This is a genomic window from Achromobacter sp. CSND-B12, from assembly GCF_052906545.1.
In genome coordinates this window covers 3,644,453-3,663,297 of record NZ_JBREGJ010000001.1, presented here as the reverse complement: position 1 = coordinate 3,663,297, position 18,845 = coordinate 3,644,453, and the positions used below count along the sequence as shown (strand labels likewise).

Below are 18,845 nucleotides of genomic sequence, written 5' to 3'. Positions count from 1 at the left end.
CACAGCACGCAGTCAAGCAGGACAAGCAAGGAGACAAGGCATGACCCTCACCGAACCCGCCCGCCAGGTGCCGCTCTACGGCGAATACGACGTCGTCGTGCTGGGCGGCGGCCCCGCCGGCATCCTGGCGGCCGTCAGCGCCGCCCGCAACGGCGCCAGCGTGCTGCTGGTGGAACGCTATGGCTTTCTCGGCGGCATGGGCACGGCGGCGGGCGTCTCCAACTTCTGCGGCCTGCACGCCAACGTGCGCGGCGCCATCCGCCAGGTGGTGCACGGCATGACGGACGAGCTGCTGGACCGCATGCGCGCGCTGGACGGCCTGAACGACCCGCACCTGATCCTGGGCAAGATCCACGCCCAGGCCTACGACATCGCCGCCTTCAAGTGCGCGGCCGACGGCATGGTGCAGGACAGCGGCGCACAAATCCTGTTCCACGCATTGGCCACCGGCCTGGCGCGCGACGCCGCCGGCAATGTCGACGCGCTGTTCCTGGAGACCAAGTCCGGCCGCTGCGCGGTGCGCGGCAAGGTCTTCATCGACTGCTCGGGCGACGCCGACATCGCGCAATGGGGCGGCCTGCCGTTCGAAAAGGGCGACGCGCAGGGCCACATGCTCTACCCCACGCTGATGTTCAAGGTCGGCAACGTCGATGGCGCCCGCGCCCAGGAGGCCTGGAAGACCATCCCGCAGTTGATGGACCAGGCCGCCGCCAGCGGCGAATTCACCTTCCCGCGGCGCGGCGCCATCGTGCGGCCGCAAAAGCATGACTACGAGTGGCGCGTCAACGTCACCCAGCTGGCCAACGCCGACGGCAGCGCGGCCGACGGCACCGACGCCGCCTCGCTCTCGGCCGGCGAGCTCGAAGGCCGCCGCCAGATCACCGAATACCTGAAGTTCCTGCGCGCCAAGGTGCCGGGCTTCGAAAACGCCTATGTGCTCGACATCGCGCCGCAGCTCGGCATCCGCGAGACCCGCCGCATCGTCGGCGAGGCCATGCTGACCAAGGAAGACGTGCTGGGCTGCGCCGACTTCGAGGACAGCATCGGCGTGAACGGCTGGCCGCTGGAAATGCACACCGCCGGGGACGTGCAATGGCTGTGGCCGCCGATTCCCGAATCGCGCGGCTACAACCAGCTGCCGTTCCGCATGATGGTGCCGCGCCGCGGCCCGGGCGTGGCCGCCAACGTGCTGGTGGCCGGACGCTGCGCGTCGATGACGCACGAAGGCCAGTCGGCCGCGCGCGTCAGCGGCAGCTGCTTCGTCATGGGCGAGGCCGCCGGCACCGCGGCCGCCATGGCGCTGCGCGACGGCCACGCGCCTGCCGACGTGCCTGTGGCGGCGCTGCAGGCGCAACTGCAACGGCAAGGCGCTTTCCTCGGCCGCCAGGAATGAACACGCAAGGAACCACGCAATGAACGCAACCCCCGCAAAGAACCCGCCCCAATCCGTCATCGTCGTGGGCGGCGGCATTGGCGGCCTGGCCGCGGCGCTGGCGCTGACGCGCCAGGGCATCGCGGTGCAACTGCTGGAGCAGGCCGCGCACATCGGCGAGATCGGCGCCGGCATCCAGCTCGGCCCCAACGCCTTCGCCGCGCTCGACGCGCTGGGCGTAGGCGCCACGGCGCGCCAGCGCGCGGTCTTCACCGACCACATCATCATGATGGACGCGGTCGACGCGCGCGAAGTGGTGCGCATCGACACCGGCGCCGCCTTCCGCGAGCGTTTCGGCGGCCCCTACGCCGTGATCCACCGCGCCGACATCCATCTGTCCATCCTGGAAGCGGTGCAGCAGAACCCGCTGATCCGCTTTCGCACCTCGACGCAGATCGCCAGCGTCACGCAGGACGAAAAACGCGTCGAGGTCACCGACACCGAAGGCAACCGCTACCAGGCCGACGCGGTGATCGGCGCCGACGGCGTCAAGTCGGTGATCCGCGAGCACCTGATCGGCGATCCGCCGCGCGTGACCGGCCACGTGGTCTACCGCGCCGTGGTCGAGCGCGACAACATGCCCGAGGAACTGCGCATCAACGCGCCGGTGCTGTGGGCCGGCCCGCACTGCCACCTGGTGCACTACCCGTTGCGCGGCGGCCAGCAATACAACCTGGTGGTGACCTTCCACAGCCGCGAACAGGAACAATGGGGCGTGCGCGAAGGCAGCAAGGAAGAGGTGCTGTCGTACTTCCAGGGCATCCACCCGCGCCCGCACCAGATGCTGGACCGCCCCACCTCCTGGAAGCGCTGGGCCACCGCCGACCGCGAGCCGGTCGAACAGTGGGGCCAGGGGCGCGTCACGATCCTGGGCGACGCCGCCCATCCCATGACGCAGTACATGGCCCAGGGCGCCTGCATGGCGCTGGAAGACGCGGTGACGCTGGGCGAGGCCGTCAAGCGCTGCGACCACGACCTGCAAGCCGCCTTCCGCCTGTACGAATCGGTGCGCATCCCGCGCAGCGCGCGCGTGGTCTGGTCGACGCGCGAGATGGGCCGCCTTTATCACGCGCGGGGCGTCGAACGCACCGTGCGCAACATGCTGTGGACCGGCCGCGGCCAGTCCCAGTTCTATGACGCGTTGCAGTGGCTCTACGGCTGGAAGGTGGAGAACTGCCTCGCGGGCCCCATCCAGCCATAAGAAAACAGAAGGCACAGGAGACAACCATGACGACACGCATCACCCGCGGCGGCGCCGCGCTGCTGCTGGCACTGGCCGCCGGCGGCGTCCAGGCGCAGCAGAAACCCGTGGACATCGGCTTCATCGGCACGCTGTCCACCCCCGCTGGCTACATCGGCGAGGACGAACGCGACGCCTTCATGCTGGCGGTCAAGGAAGGCGGCGGCAAGCTGGGCGGGGTGCCGGTCAACGTGCGGGTCGAGGACGACGCGCTCAAGCCCGCCAACGCCAAGCAGATCGCCGACAAGATGGTGCAGGGCGGCGTGCGCCTCTTTACCGGCATCAATTTCTCCAACGTCATGGCCGCGGTCGGGCCGACCGTGCTCAACGCCGGCGGCTTCTACGTCAGCCTGAACGCCGGCCCCTCCAACTATGCCGGCAAGGCCTGCAACCCCAACTATTTCTCGGTGGCGTTCCAGAACGACTCGTACGCCGACACCGCCGGCATCGCCGCCAACGAACTGGGCGCCAAGCGCATCGTCGTGATGGCGCCCAACTACCAGGCCGGGCGCGACGCCGTGGCCGGCTTCAAGCGCACCTACAAGGGCGAGATCGCCGACGAGATCTACACCAAGCTCGAACAGGCAGACTTCTCGGTCGAGCTGGCGCGCATCCGCTCGCTCAACCCGGACGCCATCTTCCAGTTCCACCCGGGCGGCGCCGGCATCAACCTGACCAAGCAGTTCGCCAACTCCGGCCTGGCCGACAAGATCAAGATGATCACGCCCATCTACTCGATGGACGAACGCATGCTGGCCGCCACCGGCAACGCCGGCAAGGGCTTCTACCTGAGTTCGCTTTGGAGCGCCGACCTGGACAATCCGCAGAACAGGCACTTCGTCGAAGCCTTCACCAAGGCCTACAACCGCGCGCCCACCGCCTATGCGGCCCAGGCCTACGACACCGCCAACCTGATCGGCTCGGGCCTGAAGGCCGTGGGCGGCGATATCACCGGCAAGGCCGACGCCTTCCGCGAGGCGCTGCGCCGCGCCGATTTCCCCAGCGTGCGCGGCAAGTTCAAGTTCGGCCCCAACCAGCACCCGGTGCAGGACTGGTACCTGCTGCACATCGAATCCGGGCCCGATGGCAAGCTGGTCTACAAGAACCTCAAGGCGATCGCCCGCGACCATACCGACGTGCACGCCGCCGACTGCAAGATGTAGCCTCCGGAGCCCGCCATGCTGATGTTCCTGGAGCAAGTCCTGAACGGCCTGCAGTACAGCGCGCTGCTGTTCCTGTTGTCGGCCGGCCTGACGCTGGTGTTCGGCATCATGAACGTCATCAACCTGACGCACGGCTCGTTCTACATGGTGGGCGCGTTCTGCGCCGCCAGCGCGGCGGCAGCCACCGGCTCGTTCTTCGCGGCGGTGCTGGCGGCGCTGGCCGGCGCCGCGCTGTACGGGCTGGTGGTGGAGCTGCTGGTTATCCGCCATCTCTACCGCCGCGACCACCTGGACCAGGTGCTGGCCACGCTCGGGCTGACGCTGTTCACCAACGAGCTGGTCACGGTGCTGTTCGGCCGCAGCCCGCCGTTCATGGACATCCCGCCGTTCCTGGCCGGCTCGGTGGCGCTGCTGCCCGGCCTGAACTATCCGGTGATGCGGCTGGCCTTCATCGGCGCCGGCGTGCTGGTGGCGCTGGGCCTGTGGCTGCTGATCTCGCGCACCCGCGTCGGCATGCTGGTGCGCGCCGGCGCCGACGACGGCGAGATGGTGGACGCGCTAGGCGTGAACATCCAGCGCCTGTTCACCCTGATCTTCACGCTCGGCGCGCTGCTGTGCGGCTTCGCCGGCGTCATGGCGGCGCCGCTGCTGGCGGTGGAGATCGGCATGGGCGAACGCATCCTCATCACCACTTTCGTCGTCATCGTGGTCGGCGGCGTGGGCTCGGTGCGCGGCGCGCTGGCCGGCTCGCTGATGATCGGCATGACCGACGCGCTGGGCCGCGCCTACATCCCCTTCTGGATGTCGCGCCTGCTGCCGCCGCAGCTGTCGGACTCGGCCAGTTCCAGCCTGGTCTCGGCCAGCATCTACATCCTGATGGCCATCGTGCTGCTGTTCAAGCCGCGCGGCCTCGTGCCGGCGACTCGCTAGGAAACCCATGAGCCGAAAAACCCTCGTAAACCTGGCCGGGCTGGCGCTGTTCGCGCTGGTGCCGGCGCTGGCCTCGGCCACCGGCGAAGCCTTCCTGGTCAACCTGATGACCCGCTTCCTGATCTACGCCATCGCCGCCGTCAGCCTCGACCTGATCCTGGGCTACGGCGCCATGGTCAGCTTCGGCCACGCGGCCTTCTTCGGCCTGGGCGGCTACGTGATCGGCATCGCCGGCTACCACTTCGCGCAGGGCGATACGCTGTTCGGCTGGAGCGGCGGCCAGGCCGCGCTGGTCATGTGGCCGCTGGCCGTGGCCTGCGCCGCGCTGGCCGGGCTGGTGGTGGGCTTCCTGTCGCTGCGCACCGCGGGCGTGCAGTTCATCATGATCACGCTGGCCTTCGGCCAGATGCTGTACTTCATCCTGGTGGGGCTGGTGGTCTACGGCGGCGACGACGGCCTGTCGATCGACGCGCGCAACACGCTGCCCGGCCTGGACCTGAACGGACCGGTCACGTTCTACTACGTCTGCCTGGCGCTGCTGGCGGCATGGGTATTGCTGTGCCGGCGCATCGTCAACTCGCCCTTCGGCATGGCGCTGCAGAGCCTGCGGCAGAATCCGCGCCGCAGCACCGGGCTGGGTCTGGCGCCGCTGCGCTACCGCCTGACCGCCTTCGTGCTGTCGGCCGCCGGCGCCGGCCTGGCCGGCGCCCTGTGGGCCAACTACGCGCTGTTCGTCAGCCCCGACATGGCCGGCTGGCAGAAGTCCGGCGAGCTGATGGCCATGGTGATCCTGGGCGGCATGGGCTCGATCTTCGGGCCGGTGCTGGGCGTGGCCGTCTATCTGGGGCTGGAGCAACTGGCCACCGCCTGGACCGAGCACTGGATGCTGATCCTCGGCCCCGTGCTGGTGCTGGTGGTGCTGTTCGGCAAGCGCGGGGTCTATGGCTGGCTGACGGGAGGCGCGCACCATGACTGAACCGGCCAAGCTCGCCATCGAGGGCCTGCGCAAAGCCTTTGGCGCGGTCCGCGCCACCCAGGGCGTCGACCTGCAACTGCGGCCCGGCGAACTGCATGCACTGATCGGCCCCAACGGCGCCGGCAAGACCACGCTGCTGTCGCAGATCAGCGGCGAGATCCTGCCCGACGCCGGCCGCATCCTGCTCGACGGCCGCGACATCACCCGCCTGCCCGCGCACAAACGGCCGGCGGCCGGGCTGGCGCGCTCGTTCCAGATCAGCCAGCTGTACCCGCAGTTCACCGCCGAAGACAACGTCGCCATGGCGGTGCAGGCGCGCAGCCCCGGCGGCTTCAACCTGTGGCGCAATGCGCGCCGCATGGCGCGCCTGCGCGAGCCGGCGCGCGCGGCCTTGGCTCGCGTGGGCCTGGCCGACCGCGCCGGCGTGCGCGTGTCGGCCCTGGCCCATGGCGAAAAACGGCAGCTGGAACTGGCCATGGCGCTATCGCTGGACGCCTCCGTGCTGTTGCTGGACGAACCCATGGCGGGCATGGGCGCCGAGGAATCGCAGCGCATGACCGACCTGCTGCGCGAACTGAAAGGCCAGTACGCCATCCTGCTGGTCGAACACGACATGGACGCGGTGTTCGCGCTGGCCGACCGCATCACCGTGCTGGTCTACGGCAAGACCATCTTCACCGGCACGCCCGACGAGGTGCGCCGCCACCCCGACGTGCGCGCCGCCTATCTGGGCGAGGAGGAAGACTGATGCTGCAAGTCGCGCAACTGCAGGCCGGCTACGGCGCCAGCAAGGTGCTGTTCGGCGTCGACCTGGACATCGCGCCGCGCCAGGTGGTGTCGCTGATCGGCCGCAACGGCATGGGCAAGACCACCACCGTCAAGACGTTGATGGGCATGCTGCCGGCGCAGGGCGGCCAGGTGCTGCTGGACGGCCAGCCCATCACGGGCCTGGCGCCGCACCGCATCGCCCGGCTCGGCATCGGCCTGGTGCCCGAGGGCCGGCGCGTGTTCGGTTCGCTGTCGGTCGAGGAGAACCTGGTCGCCACCGCGCGCCAGGCCCGTCCCGGCTGGCACATCGATCGCGTGTTCGAGCTGTTTCCGCGCCTGAAGGAACGGCGCGGCCAGTCGGCCCGCACCCTGTCGGGCGGCGAACAGCAGATGCTGGCGGTGGGGCGCGCGCTGTTGATCAACCCACGCCTGCTGATCCTGGACGAAGCCACCGAGGGCCTGGCGCCGCTGATCCGCCACGAGATCTGGAACTGCCTGCGGCGCCTGAAGGACGAAGGCCAGACCATCCTGGTGATCGACAAGAATCTGAAGGAAATGGCCACGCTGGTCGACCGCCACCACGTGCTGGAAAAAGGCCGGGTGGCCTGGCAGGGCACGCCCGCCGAACTGGCCGCGCAACCCGAACTGGCCCAGCGCTACCTGGGCGTGTGAGGCGCGCGGCCCTGGCCGCGGGGTTGACGGGCTCAGTCGCTCGATTCGCAGAAGGTCAGGCGGTTGCCGAACGGGTCGGTCACCTTCAGCAGCCGGCCCCAGGGCGCGTCCTCGACGCCGGGCCGCGCGTAGCCGTATTGCTTGCCGATCAGCTCGGCCTGGTAATCGTCGACGCCGGTGGCGCGCACGAAGATGGCCGCGCCCGGCGTGGCATCGCCGTAGTGCTCGCTCAGGTGCAGCACCAGCTCGCCGCGATGCACCTGCGCGTACAGCGGCAGGCCCGGTTCGAAGCGGTGTTCCCAGTCCCACTCGAAGCCGAGGAAATCCAGGTAGAACTCGCGCGCCTTGTCGACCGAAAAGATGCGCAGGATGGGAATGGCGGGGGACAAATGCATGATTCTGGCCTTAGTATGCGAGGGGTCGCGCCCGCGGACTTCCGAGCGTGCGCGCATCCCGCCAGCATAGATCAAACCGGTTGCCATGCCCGACGCCCAAGCCGCATCCTGGAAACACCTGCCTGCGCCGAAGAAGCGCGCCGCGCTGCCCTTTGAGGCCACCTACACGGCCGACCAGTACGCCCGTCTGCGGCAGGGCCGCATCCCACGGGAAATGGAAGACAAGTGGTTCATCTATCTCGACGATAGCGTGCTGCGCTTTCATCGCAGCTGGACCGGCATCTGGATCTACGCGCTGCGGCTGGACGCCGCGGGCGACCAATGGCGCGCGCATGACGCCTGGGTCAACCGCGAGGCCGACCAGTACGGCTGCACCGACCTGGAAACCGACCGCAAGCTGCTGGCGCGGCTGGTGGACGGCCTGCTGGCCGCGCCGCGCGAATGATCGAACCGCGCGAATGAAGCGCGGATGCCGCCATCGCGCCGCCCAAAGGATACGCTGGGGGATGCGCCGCCCGACGGACAGGGGCGGCGCCAGGCCCGGCGCGTGCCCGACGGGACGCGCCAGGCGTACCGGCCTCAGTTCAGGCTGGCGCCGGAGATCTTCACGATCTCCTGGTACTTGGCCTTTTCGTTCTTGACGAACTCGGCGAAGGCTTCGGGCGTCATGGGAGGCGCTTCCGAACCCATCGTCAGCAGGCGCTGCTTGACGTCGGGCTGCTGCATCGCTTCCGAGTAGGCCTTGTTCAGCTTGGCCACCACCGGCGCCGGCGTGCCGCCGGTCGTGAAGACGCCGAACCAGGTGCCCAGGTCGAAGCCCTTGATGCCCGACTCTTCCACCGTCGGCACGTCGGCCAGCAGCGACGAACGCTTGGCGGTGGTCACGGCCAGCGCCTTGACCTTGCCGTCCTTGATCAGCGGCGCCGAGGCCGCCAGGTTGTCGAACATGAAGTCCGACTGGCCCGACAGCAGCGCCAATTGCGCCGGGGCCGCGCCCTGGTAGGGAATGTGCTCGACGTTGATGCCGGCGCGCGCCTTGAGCAGCTCGCCCGACAGGTGGCCAGCGCTGCCGTTGCCGCCCGAACCGTAGTTCAGCTTGCCCGGATTCTTCTTGGCGTACTCGATCAGGTCCGACAGCTTCTCGATCTTGTTCTTGGCGGCAAATTCGACGTTCATCACCAGCACGTTCGGCACCGACGCCACGATGGTGACCGGGGCGAAATCCTTCACCGGGTCATAGGGCAGGTTGGCGAACAGCCAGGGGTTGATGGCGTGGGTCGCGACGGCGCCCATCACCAGCGTGTAGCCGTCGGCCGGGGCCTTGGCCACCAGGTCGGCGCCAATGTTGCCGCCGGCGCCCGAGCGGTTTTCCACCACGACGGGTTGGCCGAGCGAGCCGCGCACCTTCTCGGCCAGCATGCGGGCCATGGTGTCGAGCGGGCCGCCGGGCGGGTAAGGCACCACGAAGCGCAGCGGCTTGGTGGGGAAATCGGTGGTCTGGGCCAGCGCGGGCGCGCCCAGGGTCAGCGTGGCGGCCAGGGCCGCGGCGCCGCCCAGCAGGACGCGGCGCATGGCGCCGCGGGGGGTCTGTTTCATCTGGTTTGCTCCTCTCATTGCATCGATGGCGGTCGGTAGCATACCGCAGCGGGGTGAACGGCGTAACAAAGGGATACCAGGAGAACCGAGCGCTTTTCCCGTGAACGGCGCGCCCCGGCCGACTGGAAACAACGTGCGCCGGCCACCCCGGCGTGCTCGGCGCCTTCCCTTTCGCGCCGCCTCGCCAACGGCCGGCGCCCAAAGAAAAGCCGCCTTCCAGGGAAGGCGGCTTCGGATCCGGGCACGGCGGGCCGGAGCCCGCCCAGCCTCAATGCAGGATCTGGCTCAGGAACAGCTTGGTGCGCTCGTTCTGCGGATTGTCGAAGAACTCGTCCGGGCTGTTCTGTTCGATGATCTCGCCGCGGTCCATGAAGATGACGCGGTTGGCGACCTTGCGCGCGAAGCCCATTTCATGGGTCACGCACAGCATCGTCATGCCGCTCTCCTGGGCCAGGTTGACCATCACGTCCAGCACTTCCTTGACCATTTCCGGGTCCAGCGCCGAGGTCGGCTCATCGAACAGCATGATCTTGGGGCTCATGCACAGCGAACGGGCGATGGCCACGCGCTGCTGCTGGCCGCCCGAGAGCTGGCCGGGGAATTTCTTGGCCTGGTCCGGGATGCGCACGCGCTCCAGGTATTTCATGGCCGTGGCCTCGGCTTCGGCGCGCGGCTTCTTCAAGACCCACATCGGGCCCAGCGTCAGGTTCTCCAGCACCGTCAGGTGCGGGAACAGGTTGAAGTGCTGGAACACCATGCCGACGTCCTTGCGGATGGTCTCGATGTGCTTGAGGTCGTTGGTGAGTTCCGTGCCGTCCACGATGATGTGGCCTTTCTGGTGCTCTTCGAGCCGGTTGATGCAGCGGATCATGGTGGACTTGCCGGAGCCCGACGGCCCGCACACCACGATGCGCTCACCCGGCGCCACGTCCAGGTTGATGTTGCGCAGCACGTGGAACTGGCCGTACCACTTGTTCACGTCCTGCAGTCGAATGATGGCATCAGACATGCCTGTACTCCCGTAAATATCGCATTGCGGGTCCGCCGGTGGCGGACCCGCGGCAAGGTTCTAGCGTGCGTGGCCCGTGGCCAGGCGTTTTTCCAGCGCCTGGCTGTATTTGGACATGGAGAAGCAGAAGACGAAGTAGATCAGCGAGATGAACAGATACGCCTCCACCCCGAATCCGCGCCATGCCGCGTCGGACAGGGCCGCCTTGGCCGCCAGCGTCAGATCGAAGATGCCGATGATCACCACCAGCGACGTGTCCTTGAACAGCGCGATGAAGATGCTGACCAGCGGCGGGATCACGATCTTGAGCGCCTGCGGCAGGATGATCTTGCGCATCTGCTGCCAGTAGTTCAGGCCGAGCGAGTCGGCGCCTTCGTACTGGCCCTTGGGGATCGCCTGCAGGCCGCCGCGCACCGTTTCGGCGATGTACGCGGCCGCGAACATGATGATCGCGATCTGCGCGCGCAGCAGCTTGTCGATGGAGAAACCCTCGGGCAGGAACAGCGGCAGCATCACCGACGACATGAACAGCAGGCTGATCAGCGGCACGCCGCGGATCAGCTCGATGTACACGACGCACAGCGCCTTGATGGCCGGCATCTTCGAGCGCCGGCCCAGGGCCAGCAGCACGCCGATCGGGAAGGCGAAGGCGATGCCGAACGTCGACAGGATCAGCGTCAGCGGCAGGCCGCCCCAGCGCGCGTTCTCGACGTAGGTCAGGCCCAGCACGCCGCCCCACATCAGGATCGCCACGGCGGTCAGGCCGACGGTCCAGATGATGGCGAGCTTCCAGTTCCAGAAACGGCGGATGCCGCTGCACACGATCACCGCGACCAGGATGATGGTCGCGATCAGCGGCCGCCATTGCTCGTCGTACGGATAGGTGCCGAACAGGATCAGCCGGTGCTTCTCGATGATGAAGGCCCAGCAGGCCCCGCCCACCGAGGCGCGGCATTCCTGCGCGTTGGCGGCGGTGAAGTTGGCCTTGATGAAGGCCCACTCGACCAGCGCCGGCACCGACATCAGCAGGAACCACGCCAGCAGCACCGTGATCAGGATGTTCAGCGGCGAGGAAAACAGGCGCGAGCGCAGCCACGCCCACGCGCCGACATGGGTCTTGGGCGGCGGCAGCCCTTCGCTGGGGGTATGCGTAGTGCTGCTCATATCAACGCTCCACCAGCGCAATGCGCTTGTTGTACCAGTTCATGAAGATCGAGATCGACAGGCTGACCGTGAGGTACGCGCCCATGATGATGAGAATGCCCTCGATGGCCTGCCCGGTCTGGTTCAGCGTGGTGTTGACCACCGACACGATGTCCGGGTAACCGATGGCCACGGCCAGCGAGCTGTTCTTGGTGAGGTTGAGGAACTGGCTGGTCATCGGCGGGATGATCACGCGCAGCGCCTGCGGCAGCACCACCAGGCGCAGCACCTGCTTGCGGCGCAGGCCCAGGGCCCCGGCGGCTTCCCATTGGCCATTGTTGACCGCCTGGATGCCCGAGCGCACCACTTCGGCGATGAAGGCCGAGGTGTAGATCACCAGGCCCGCCAGCAGCGCGGCGAACTCCGGCGACAGCGTCAGGCCTCCGCTGAAGTTGAAGCCCTTCAGTTCCGGCATGTCCAGCGTCAGCGAAGCGCCGCTGACCAGCCAACCGACGATCGGCAAGCCGATCAGCAGGCCGATGGCGGCGCGGCCCAGCGGGAACACGTGGCCGGTGGCTTCCTGGCGCTTCTTGCCCCAGTGGCCCAGGAACAGGATGGCGACGATGGCCAGGCCCAGGCCGGCCAGCATCCAGTCGAGCGAGTTGCCCTCCAGCGCCGGCACCTTCAGGCCCCGGTTGGAGATGAACACGCCCGGCAGCGGGTTGTGCGCCTGGCGCGGGCCGGGCATGTTCTCGGTGATCAGCGCATACCAGAAGAACAACTGCAGCAGCAGCGGCACGTTGCGCATCACTTCGACGTAGACCGAGGTGATCTTGGCGACGAGCCAGTTCTTGGACAGCCGGCCGACGCCGATCAGCGTGCCGAGGATGGTCGCCAGCACGATGCCGAGCACGGCCACGCGCAGCGTGTTGAGCAGGCCCACCCAGATGGCGCGGCCATACGTGTCGGCGGGGGTATAGGCGATGGGCGTTTCGCCGATGGCGAAGCCGGCCTCGCGTTGCAGGAAACCGAAGCCCGTGGCGATGTTGCGCACGGACAGGTTGTGAAGCGTGTTTGAAACCAGGAACCACACCGCCAGGGCGACGGCGGCCAGTGCGATCACTTGATAGACCACGGCGCGCACGCCGGGATCGTTCCAGTTCAGACGCCGGGGGGGTGCCGAAATCGGGGCGTTTTTATTTGAAGTCGTCATGAATGAATCTACAGAAGTCGGACACCGGGCAGCGGGGGCCTTGCGGCCCGCGCCGTCCACTCCTGCCGCCCGCTCGAAGGCGGGCTAGGCATGGCACGCGTCGCGCGCCATGCCGGGCAGCCGTGTGTTAGCGCACCGGCCAGCCGTACATCAAGCCACCTTGCTTGTAGCTGGCGTTCAGGCCGCGGTCCAGCTTCATCGCGCTGCTCTTGCCGAGCGTGGCTTCGAAGCTTTCGCCGTAGTTGCCGACCTGCTTGATGATGTTATAGCCCCACTTGTCGTCCACGCCCAGGTTCTTGCCCATGCCGGGGGTCACGCCCAGGATGCGCTGGATGTTGGGGTTGGTGCTCTTGGTCATTTCATCGACGTTCTTGGACGTGATGCCGTATTCCTCGGCTTCCAGCATCGCGTTCAGCGACCAGCGGACCACGTTGAACCACTGCTCGTCGCCCTGGCGCACCATGGGGCCCAGCGGCTCCTTGGAGAAGTCTTCCGGCAGGATGATGTACTTGTCCGGATTCTCCAGCGTGGTGCGGGTCGAGGCCAGCTGCGACTTGTCGGTCGTGAAGGCATCGCAACGGCCGGCCGAGAAGGCGCGGATGATTTCGTCGTACTTGTCGATCACGACGGGCTTGAATTCGATCTTCTGGCCACGGAACCAGTCGGCCAGGTTCAGCTCGGTGGTGGTGCCCGGCTGCACGCAGATGGTGGCGCCGTTCAGTTCCTTGGCGCTCTTGACGTTCAGGTCCTTGGAGACCATGACGCCCTGGCTGTCGTAGTAGTTCACGCCCACGCCGATCAGGCCCAGGGTGGTGTCGCGCGTCAGCGTGACGGTGGTGTTGCGGGTCAGCACGTCCACTTCGCCCGATTGCAGGGCGGTGAAGCGCTGCTGCGTGTTCAGCGGCGTGACCTTGAACTTGCTGGCGTCGCCGAACATGGTGGCGGCGATGGCGCGGCACAGGTCCACGTCCAGGCCCTTGTATTCACCCTTGCTGTCCGCGATCGAGAAGCCCGGAATACCGGTCGAAACGCCGCATTGGACAAACCCTTTTTTCTTGACGTTATCGAAGGTCGCACCCGCATTGGCAGCCGCGGATGCAGCGAACAGGGCGGCGCCAATGGCAGCGAGTTTCAGTACTTTCATCGTGATCTCCGTAGGGGTGTAGCGAAGCCGAACGCAAGGCCGGGTTGGGCTTTACGCATGGGGCGGATGGTAGCGTCCGCAAAGCGGCCTCCGCATCCGGGAATTCCCTTGAAATATAGGGACACTGGATGAAATCAAACGGGGTTTTGAGATAAAAACGGGGACACTATTCCTGCCCTATAAACGTGTCCGGGCGGTCACTTCGTCCGATTCATTTCCGTCACATCGGGACACTTTTTCCGTCGCCGGCGCCACGCCGTTTTAGGCCAGCTTACTGTCCCCGAGTTACTATTGCGGCTTCATCCGACAGCCGCCATGATCGAATTCCAGCACGTCTTCAAATCGTATGGCCGCGGCCGCAATATCCTGGCCGACATCAACTTCCGCGTGAGCGCGGGAGAGTTCGTTTTCGTGTCGGGGCCGTCCGGCGCCGGCAAGTCCACCCTGCTCAAGCTGATCGGCGGCCTCGAGCCCGCCAGCCGCGGTTCGATCCAGGTCAACGGCCAGCGGCTCGACAAGCTGCCCGCCCGCGCCCGGCCCTACCTGCGCCGCGCCGTCGGCGTGATCCTGCAGGACACCCACCTGCTGTTCGACCGCAGCGCCTTTGAAAACGTGATGCTGCCGCTGGCGGTCACCGGCCATCCCTGGAATTCGGCCGCCGCGCGCGCCCGCGCGGCGCTGGACAAGGTCGGCCTGTCGGGCAAGGAAGACCTCAATCCCATCGAATTGTCGGGCGGCGAGCAGCAGCGCCTGGCGATCGCGCGCGCCATCGTCAACCGGCCCGCCATCCTGATCGCCGACGAACCCACCGCCAACCTCGACCACGACAACGCGCAGCGCATCATGAACGTGTTCCGCGACTTCAACCGCGTCGGCGTCACCACGCTGATCGCCTCGCACGACCAGGAACTCATGGCGCGCTACGCCACCCGCACCCTGCGCATCGACCCGGGCCGGTTCGCCGACTCGCACGGCGCCGCCACGCCCCCGGCCGACGCCGGCCACGGCATCGCGGGAGAACCGGCATGAACGCCTGGCTGCGGCAGCATCGCTATGCCCTCATGGTCACCCTGCGCCGGCTGGTCAAGCAGCCGTTCTCGTCGCTCGCCAACCTGCTGGTGATGGCGCTGGCGCTGGCCCTGCCGCTGTTGGGCAGCGCCATCCTGGTGTCGGTGCAGCCGGTGGCGCGGCAGATGTCCGTCACCCCCGAGGTCACCGTCTTCATGCGGGTCGATGCGCCCGCCGGCGCCGCCGCCGACATCGCCAAGCGCATCCAGGGCGAATACGCCAGCGACGTGCGCGCGGTGCGCGTGGTCGGCCGCGACGACGCCCTGGCCGACCTGCGCGCCAATCCTGCCTGGCAACAGGCGCTGGCCGTGCTGCCCGGCAATCCGCTGCCCGACGCGGTGGTGGTGACGCTGGCCGACGGCGAAGACCTGGCCGGCCGCGCCGACAAGCTGGCGCAGGCCTGGAAACAATGGGATCAGGTCGACCTGGTGCAGCTGGACAGCGCCTGGGTCCAACGGCTCGAAGCCATCCTGCGCTTCGCCCGCATCGGCCTGGGCTTCCTGGCCGCCTGCGTGGCGGTGGTGGTGCTGGCCACGGTGTTCAACACGGTGCGCATGCAGGCCCTGTCGCAGCGCGAGGAAATCGCCGTGGCGCGCCTGGTGGGCGCCACCGAGTCGTTCGTGCGGCGGCCCTTCCTGTACCTGGGCGCGCTGTCCGGCGCCCTGGCCTCGCTGTTGGCCATCGGCGTGGCGGCGGTGGCGCTGTCGCCGCTGAACAACGCCCTGCTCGGCCTGGCGCGCAGCTACGGGGCGGAATTCGCGCTGCATCTGCCCGGCGCGCCGGTGCTGCTGGCGGCCATCGTCGCCTCGGCCGCCCTGGGCGCGCTGTCGGCGCGCTGGTCCGTGACGCGCAGCACGCGATTCTGAAAAGGGCACCGGTCTTCGTCCGATTTTCCTGAAGACCGGCCTGCCTAAAGCCACGTATAGCCCCCCTTCGTCCCCGTGATCCGGGGAACGGCCGCGCCCGCCATGGGTACGATGGCATCACCTGCTCTCCGCGGCCTTCTCTGGCCAGTGTTCGCATGGCGTCTGTCCCGTGTCACGGGCCGCCCTGCGGTCCCCGGGGGGCCGCGCCAGGAATGGCGCCGAAACGCCAGGCCGGCGGACAAACGGCCATATTTTTCAGGGACATAACAAAGTTGCGGTTACACAGGTTTTCCCCCCATTACAGGCCAGATGTGCAAGAATAAAGCGACATTTTTCTACATATTTTGAAACGTTTATTGTTCCACCGAGCCCTGTCTTCGTGTCCCAATCGTTGTTCCTGCCCTTGATTACGCCCCATGGTCGCCCGTCTTGAAGCCCGCGCGACGCGCCATTATTTCGATAGCGCGTTCCAGTCCCAGGCGGTGAAAGTACTCCCCAACGAGTACTACGTCACCGACGAAGACATCATGATCTCGACCGTGCTGGGGTCGTGTGTGGCCGCCTGCATCCACGACCCCGTCACCGGGGTCGGCGGCATGAACCATTTCATGCTGCCCGAAGGCGACATGCAGTCGCCGGCCTCGGCCACCATGCGCTACGGCGCCTTCGCCATGGAAGTGCTGATCAACGAACTGCTCAAGGCCGGCGCGGTGCGCGACCGCCTCGAAGCCAAGGTGTTCGGCGGCGGCGCGGTGCTGTCGGCCATGCAGCAGATGAACATCGGCGAGCGCAACGGCCAGTTCGTGCTGAACTACCTGCGCACCGAAGGCATCCCGGTCAAGGCGCAGGACCTGGGCGACGTGCATGCGCGCCGCATCAACTATTTCCCGCGCGACGGCCGCGTGATGGTGCGCAAGATGGCGCCGCACCACCAGCGCGCCGAAGAAATCATCGCCAAGCGCGAACAGGCCGCCGCCGAGAGCGTGCAGGCCAAGACCCACAGCCCGCCGCGCGTTGAACGCTTCGCGCGGCCCGGCGTCGAACGCTTCGACCGGCCCGCGGCGCGCCCGGGCGTGGAGCGTTTCGATCGTCCCGGCGTGGAGCGTTTCGATCGTCCCGCCGCGCGTCCCGGCGTGGAACGGTTCGACACCGGCGTCACCCGCCGCCGCAAGCCGGAAACCGCCGGCGGCTGAGGCCGCGCCGCCTCAGCCCGCGCCGCCCGGGCGGCCGAAGCTGGCGCGGTATTGGCTGGGCGACACGCCCAGCCGCCGCTGGAACACCTCGCGCAGGTGGCGGGCATCGCGAAAGCCGCAATGAAAGGCCACGGTCTTGAGCGGCGCGGACTCGCGCTCCAGCCGCGCGCGGGCCGCATCCAGCCGCGCGCTCTCGACGAACTCCGCCGGCGTGACGCCGGCATCGCGCAGGAACACCCGCGCGAAATTGCGGCGGCTCATGTTGGCCACCGCTGCCAGCGCCGCCACGCCCAGGTCGTCGGCCAGATGGCCCAGCACGTGCTGCTGCACCTGCGCCACCGCCGACGTCTCTTCGACGAACGGCGTGAGGAAGGGGCTGAACTGCGACTGGCCGCCGGCGCGCTGCATGAACACCACCAGCCGCTTGGCCACGTTCAGCGCCACGTCGGGCCCGTGGTCCTGCGCCACCAGGGACAGCGCCAGGTCGATGCCGGCGGTCACGCCCGCCGAGGTGTGCAGCCGGCCATCCCGCACGTAGAGCCGGTCGGGCTCGACCCGCAGCTCCGGATAGCGCGCCGCCAGCGCCTGCGCATCGTTCCAGTGCGTGGTCACGATGGCGCCGGCAGGCAGGCCTGCCCGAGCCAACAGGAAGATACCGTTGCAGATCGCGCCGTAACGGCCGGCGCGCGCACAGGCCGCGCGCAGCCAGGCCAGGCCTTCGTCCGGTTCGCGCGCCGCCGGCAGGTCCGGCCCGCCCGCGACCAGCAGCAGGTCGGGCGCCTCGTCGACCTCCGCGTAGTGACGCTGCGGGACCAGCAGCATGCCGTTGGAGCAGGGCACCGCGCCACGCGTCAGGCCGATCAGTTCCATCCGGTACTGGCTGGCGGGCAACAGGAAGCGGTTGGCCTCGGCGAACACGTCCAGCGGCCCGCTGACGTCCAGCGACTGCACGCCGGGAAAAACGAGAATGGCGACGGATTTCATGGGATCGGATAACCGGGAAGCCGACGCCGCGCGGCCGCGCGGCGCAGGCATGGCGACGGCGCGCCGCCAACACACGCTACCTTAGCGCAACGACAGCGGTGTCCACCGCGCTGTCCTTGCCTTGGCCGCAATCCGCGCCAGCGCGGCCGCCATCCGCCGCCACCGCCCGGGTTGGCCGCCGCGCGCGCCACCCTGGCCGCAATCCGCCCCATCCGCCGCTGGTCCGTGACCGCGGGCGCGCCCAGACTTTCCGTACCGCCCTTCCCGGGCTTGCCACGCAAGGAAACCGCCTCATGCACCCCCCTCATTCCGATCCCAGCGAACGCGTCGGCCCGGCCTTCTCGGTCGACGGCATGCTGCTGGCCCGCAACAAGACGCGCCAGGCCATCGAGGACATCGCCGCCCGCATCCGGCCCGGCATGATCGAGGAAGACGCCGTCGCCCTCGCCAAACAGACGTTGATCGACGCCGGAATGGCGCTCAGCTGGCATCCCACGCGCGTGCGCTTCGGCGCCAACACCATGAAGGCCATGCGCCAGGCCTCCACGCCCGGCGCGGTGCTGGGCGAACACGACATCTTCTTCCTCGACATCGCGCCGCGCCTGGACGCCTGGGAAGGCGATGGCGGCAAGAGCTATGTGGTGGGCGACGACGCGCGGCAGGCGCGCTGCGCCCGCGACGCCGAGGCGCTGTTCCATGACGTGCGCGGCGTCTGGCTGCGCCAGCGGCTGAGCGGCCAGGCGCTGTACGCCTACGCCGACCGCCAGGCGCGCGCCATGGGCTGGGAACTGAACTTCGACCTGCCCGGCCACCGCGTGTCCGACTTCCCGCACGCGGCGATCCACACCGGCTCGCTCGCCGACCTGGCCATCAGCCCGTCGGAGATGCGCTGGATCCTGGAAATCCACCTGCGCGATCCGCAGGGCCGCTATGGCGCATTCTTCGAGGACATGCTGCTGGACGACGCCCACTATCCCGCGTGAAGGCCGCGCGGGGCACCGGCGCGCATGCGCCCGGCACCCGCGCGGCGGGCCCGACCGGCCGTCATGCGCC

The 18,845-nt window shown here is 68.0% G+C and carries 19 protein-coding genes; 12 read left to right on the top strand and 7 right to left on the bottom strand.

Going from position 1 to position 18,845, the window contains the following annotated elements:
* Nucleotides 1–40: 40 nt before the first annotated feature.
* The 7 genes from ACUTAG_RS17220 to ACUTAG_RS17190 are packed head-to-tail and all read left to right on the top strand — an operon-like array spanning nt 41 to nt 7,181.
* Nucleotides 41–1,393: an FAD-dependent oxidoreductase gene (locus ACUTAG_RS17220; protein WP_148317640.1), complete on the top strand. Its 1,353-nt coding sequence runs from the start codon at nt 41–43 to the stop codon at nt 1,391–1,393.
* Between the two features lie 19 nt (nt 1,394–1,412).
* Nucleotides 1,413–2,633 (top strand): 3-hydroxybenzoate 6-monooxygenase, encoded by a 1,221-nt coding sequence (locus ACUTAG_RS17215; RefSeq protein ID WP_053497538.1) that lies wholly within the window; start codon nt 1,413–1,415, stop codon nt 2,631–2,633.
* Between the two features lie 26 nt (nt 2,634–2,659).
* Nucleotides 2,660–3,835, top strand: coding sequence for an ABC transporter substrate-binding protein (locus ACUTAG_RS17210; protein ID WP_148317642.1), 1,176 nt, complete (start codon nt 2,660–2,662; stop codon nt 3,833–3,835).
* Between the two features lie 15 nt (nt 3,836–3,850).
* On the top strand, nt 3,851–4,765 hold the full coding sequence (locus ACUTAG_RS17205) for a branched-chain amino acid ABC transporter permease (RefSeq protein WP_020925345.1): 915 nt from the start codon (nt 3,851–3,853) through the stop codon (nt 4,763–4,765).
* A 7-nt stretch (nt 4,766–4,772) separates the two neighbouring features.
* Nucleotides 4,773–5,741: a branched-chain amino acid ABC transporter permease gene (locus ACUTAG_RS17200; protein ID WP_446650251.1), complete on the top strand. Its 969-nt coding sequence runs from the start codon at nt 4,773–4,775 to the stop codon at nt 5,739–5,741.
* Complete coding sequence (locus ACUTAG_RS17195; RefSeq protein WP_020925347.1) at nt 5,734–6,489, top strand: ABC transporter ATP-binding protein; 756 nt, start codon at nt 5,734–5,736, stop codon at nt 6,487–6,489. The genes ACUTAG_RS17200 and ACUTAG_RS17195 overlap by 8 nt, the downstream gene beginning before the upstream one ends.
* Nucleotides 6,489–7,181: an ABC transporter ATP-binding protein gene (locus ACUTAG_RS17190; RefSeq protein ID WP_006386914.1), complete on the top strand. Its 693-nt coding sequence runs from the start codon at nt 6,489–6,491 to the stop codon at nt 7,179–7,181. Before ACUTAG_RS17195 ends, ACUTAG_RS17190 begins: the two co-directional genes overlap by 1 nt.
* 32 nt (nt 7,182–7,213) lie before the next feature.
* On the opposite strand, the gene ACUTAG_RS17185 is transcribed toward ACUTAG_RS17190, so the two are convergent.
* Complete coding sequence (locus ACUTAG_RS17185) at nt 7,214–7,576, bottom strand: glyoxalase superfamily protein (protein ID WP_006386913.1); 363 nt, start codon at nt 7,574–7,576, stop codon at nt 7,214–7,216.
* 85 nt (nt 7,577–7,661) lie between these two features.
* On the opposite strand from ACUTAG_RS17185, the gene ACUTAG_RS17180 reads away from it, so the two are divergent.
* Complete coding sequence (locus ACUTAG_RS17180; protein WP_148317644.1) at nt 7,662–8,021, top strand: hypothetical protein; 360 nt, start codon at nt 7,662–7,664, stop codon at nt 8,019–8,021.
* 134 nt (nt 8,022–8,155) lie between these two features.
* On the opposite strand, the gene ACUTAG_RS17175 is transcribed toward ACUTAG_RS17180, so the two are convergent.
* The 5 genes from ACUTAG_RS17175 to ACUTAG_RS17155 all read right to left on the bottom strand — a co-directional run bounded on the left by ACUTAG_RS17175 (nt 8,156) and on the right by ACUTAG_RS17155 (nt 13,681).
* On the bottom strand, nt 8,156–9,172 hold the full coding sequence (locus tag ACUTAG_RS17175; protein WP_006386911.1) for a Bug family tripartite tricarboxylate transporter substrate binding protein: 1,017 nt from the start codon (nt 9,170–9,172) through the stop codon (nt 8,156–8,158).
* Between the two features lie 268 nt (nt 9,173–9,440).
* The gene (locus tag ACUTAG_RS17170; RefSeq protein WP_006386910.1) at nt 9,441–10,181 is read right to left on the bottom strand and encodes an amino acid ABC transporter ATP-binding protein; all 741 of its coding nucleotides are present in this window, start codon (nt 10,179–10,181) and stop codon (nt 9,441–9,443) included.
* 60 nt (nt 10,182–10,241) lie between these two features.
* On the bottom strand, nt 10,242–11,345 hold the full coding sequence (locus ACUTAG_RS17165; protein WP_006386909.1) for an amino acid ABC transporter permease: 1,104 nt from the start codon (nt 11,343–11,345) through the stop codon (nt 10,242–10,244).
* Nucleotide 11,346: 1 nt separating this feature from the next.
* On the bottom strand, nt 11,347–12,537 hold the full coding sequence (locus ACUTAG_RS17160) for an amino acid ABC transporter permease (RefSeq protein ID WP_053497546.1): 1,191 nt from the start codon (nt 12,535–12,537) through the stop codon (nt 11,347–11,349).
* A gap of 127 nt (nt 12,538–12,664) precedes the next feature.
* Nucleotides 12,665–13,681, bottom strand: a complete 1,017-nt coding sequence (locus ACUTAG_RS17155) for an amino acid ABC transporter substrate-binding protein (RefSeq protein WP_020925350.1) — start codon at nt 13,679–13,681, stop codon at nt 12,665–12,667.
* 315 nt (nt 13,682–13,996) lie between these two features.
* On the opposite strand from ACUTAG_RS17155, the gene ACUTAG_RS17150 reads away from it, so the two are divergent.
* From ACUTAG_RS17150 to cheD, 3 genes are all read left to right on the top strand, one after another.
* On the top strand, nt 13,997–14,710 hold the full coding sequence (locus ACUTAG_RS17150) for a cell division ATP-binding protein FtsE (protein WP_006386903.1): 714 nt from the start codon (nt 13,997–13,999) through the stop codon (nt 14,708–14,710).
* Nucleotides 14,707–15,615, top strand: coding sequence for a cell division protein FtsX (locus ACUTAG_RS17145; protein ID WP_054498455.1), 909 nt, complete (start codon nt 14,707–14,709; stop codon nt 15,613–15,615). Before ACUTAG_RS17150 ends, ACUTAG_RS17145 begins: the two co-directional genes overlap by 4 nt.
* A 416-nt stretch (nt 15,616–16,031) precedes the next feature.
* A complete protein-coding gene (gene cheD, locus ACUTAG_RS17140) occupies nt 16,032–16,808 on the top strand; it encodes a chemoreceptor glutamine deamidase CheD (RefSeq protein ID WP_006386899.1) in 777 nt (258 codons plus the stop codon).
* 12 nt (nt 16,809–16,820) lie between these two features.
* Here the strand turns inward: cheD and ACUTAG_RS17135 are convergent, their stop codons facing one another.
* Nucleotides 16,821–17,792, bottom strand: a complete 972-nt coding sequence (locus ACUTAG_RS17135; protein ID WP_020925353.1) for a GlxA family transcriptional regulator — start codon at nt 17,790–17,792, stop codon at nt 16,821–16,823.
* Between the two features lie 293 nt (nt 17,793–18,085).
* Here ACUTAG_RS17135 and ACUTAG_RS17130 point away from each other — a divergent pair, with 293 nt between their 5' ends.
* Nucleotides 18,086–18,775: a M24 family metallopeptidase gene (locus ACUTAG_RS17130; RefSeq protein WP_049055611.1), complete on the top strand. Its 690-nt coding sequence runs from the start codon at nt 18,086–18,088 to the stop codon at nt 18,773–18,775.
* Nucleotides 18,776–18,845: the final 70 nt, after the last annotated feature.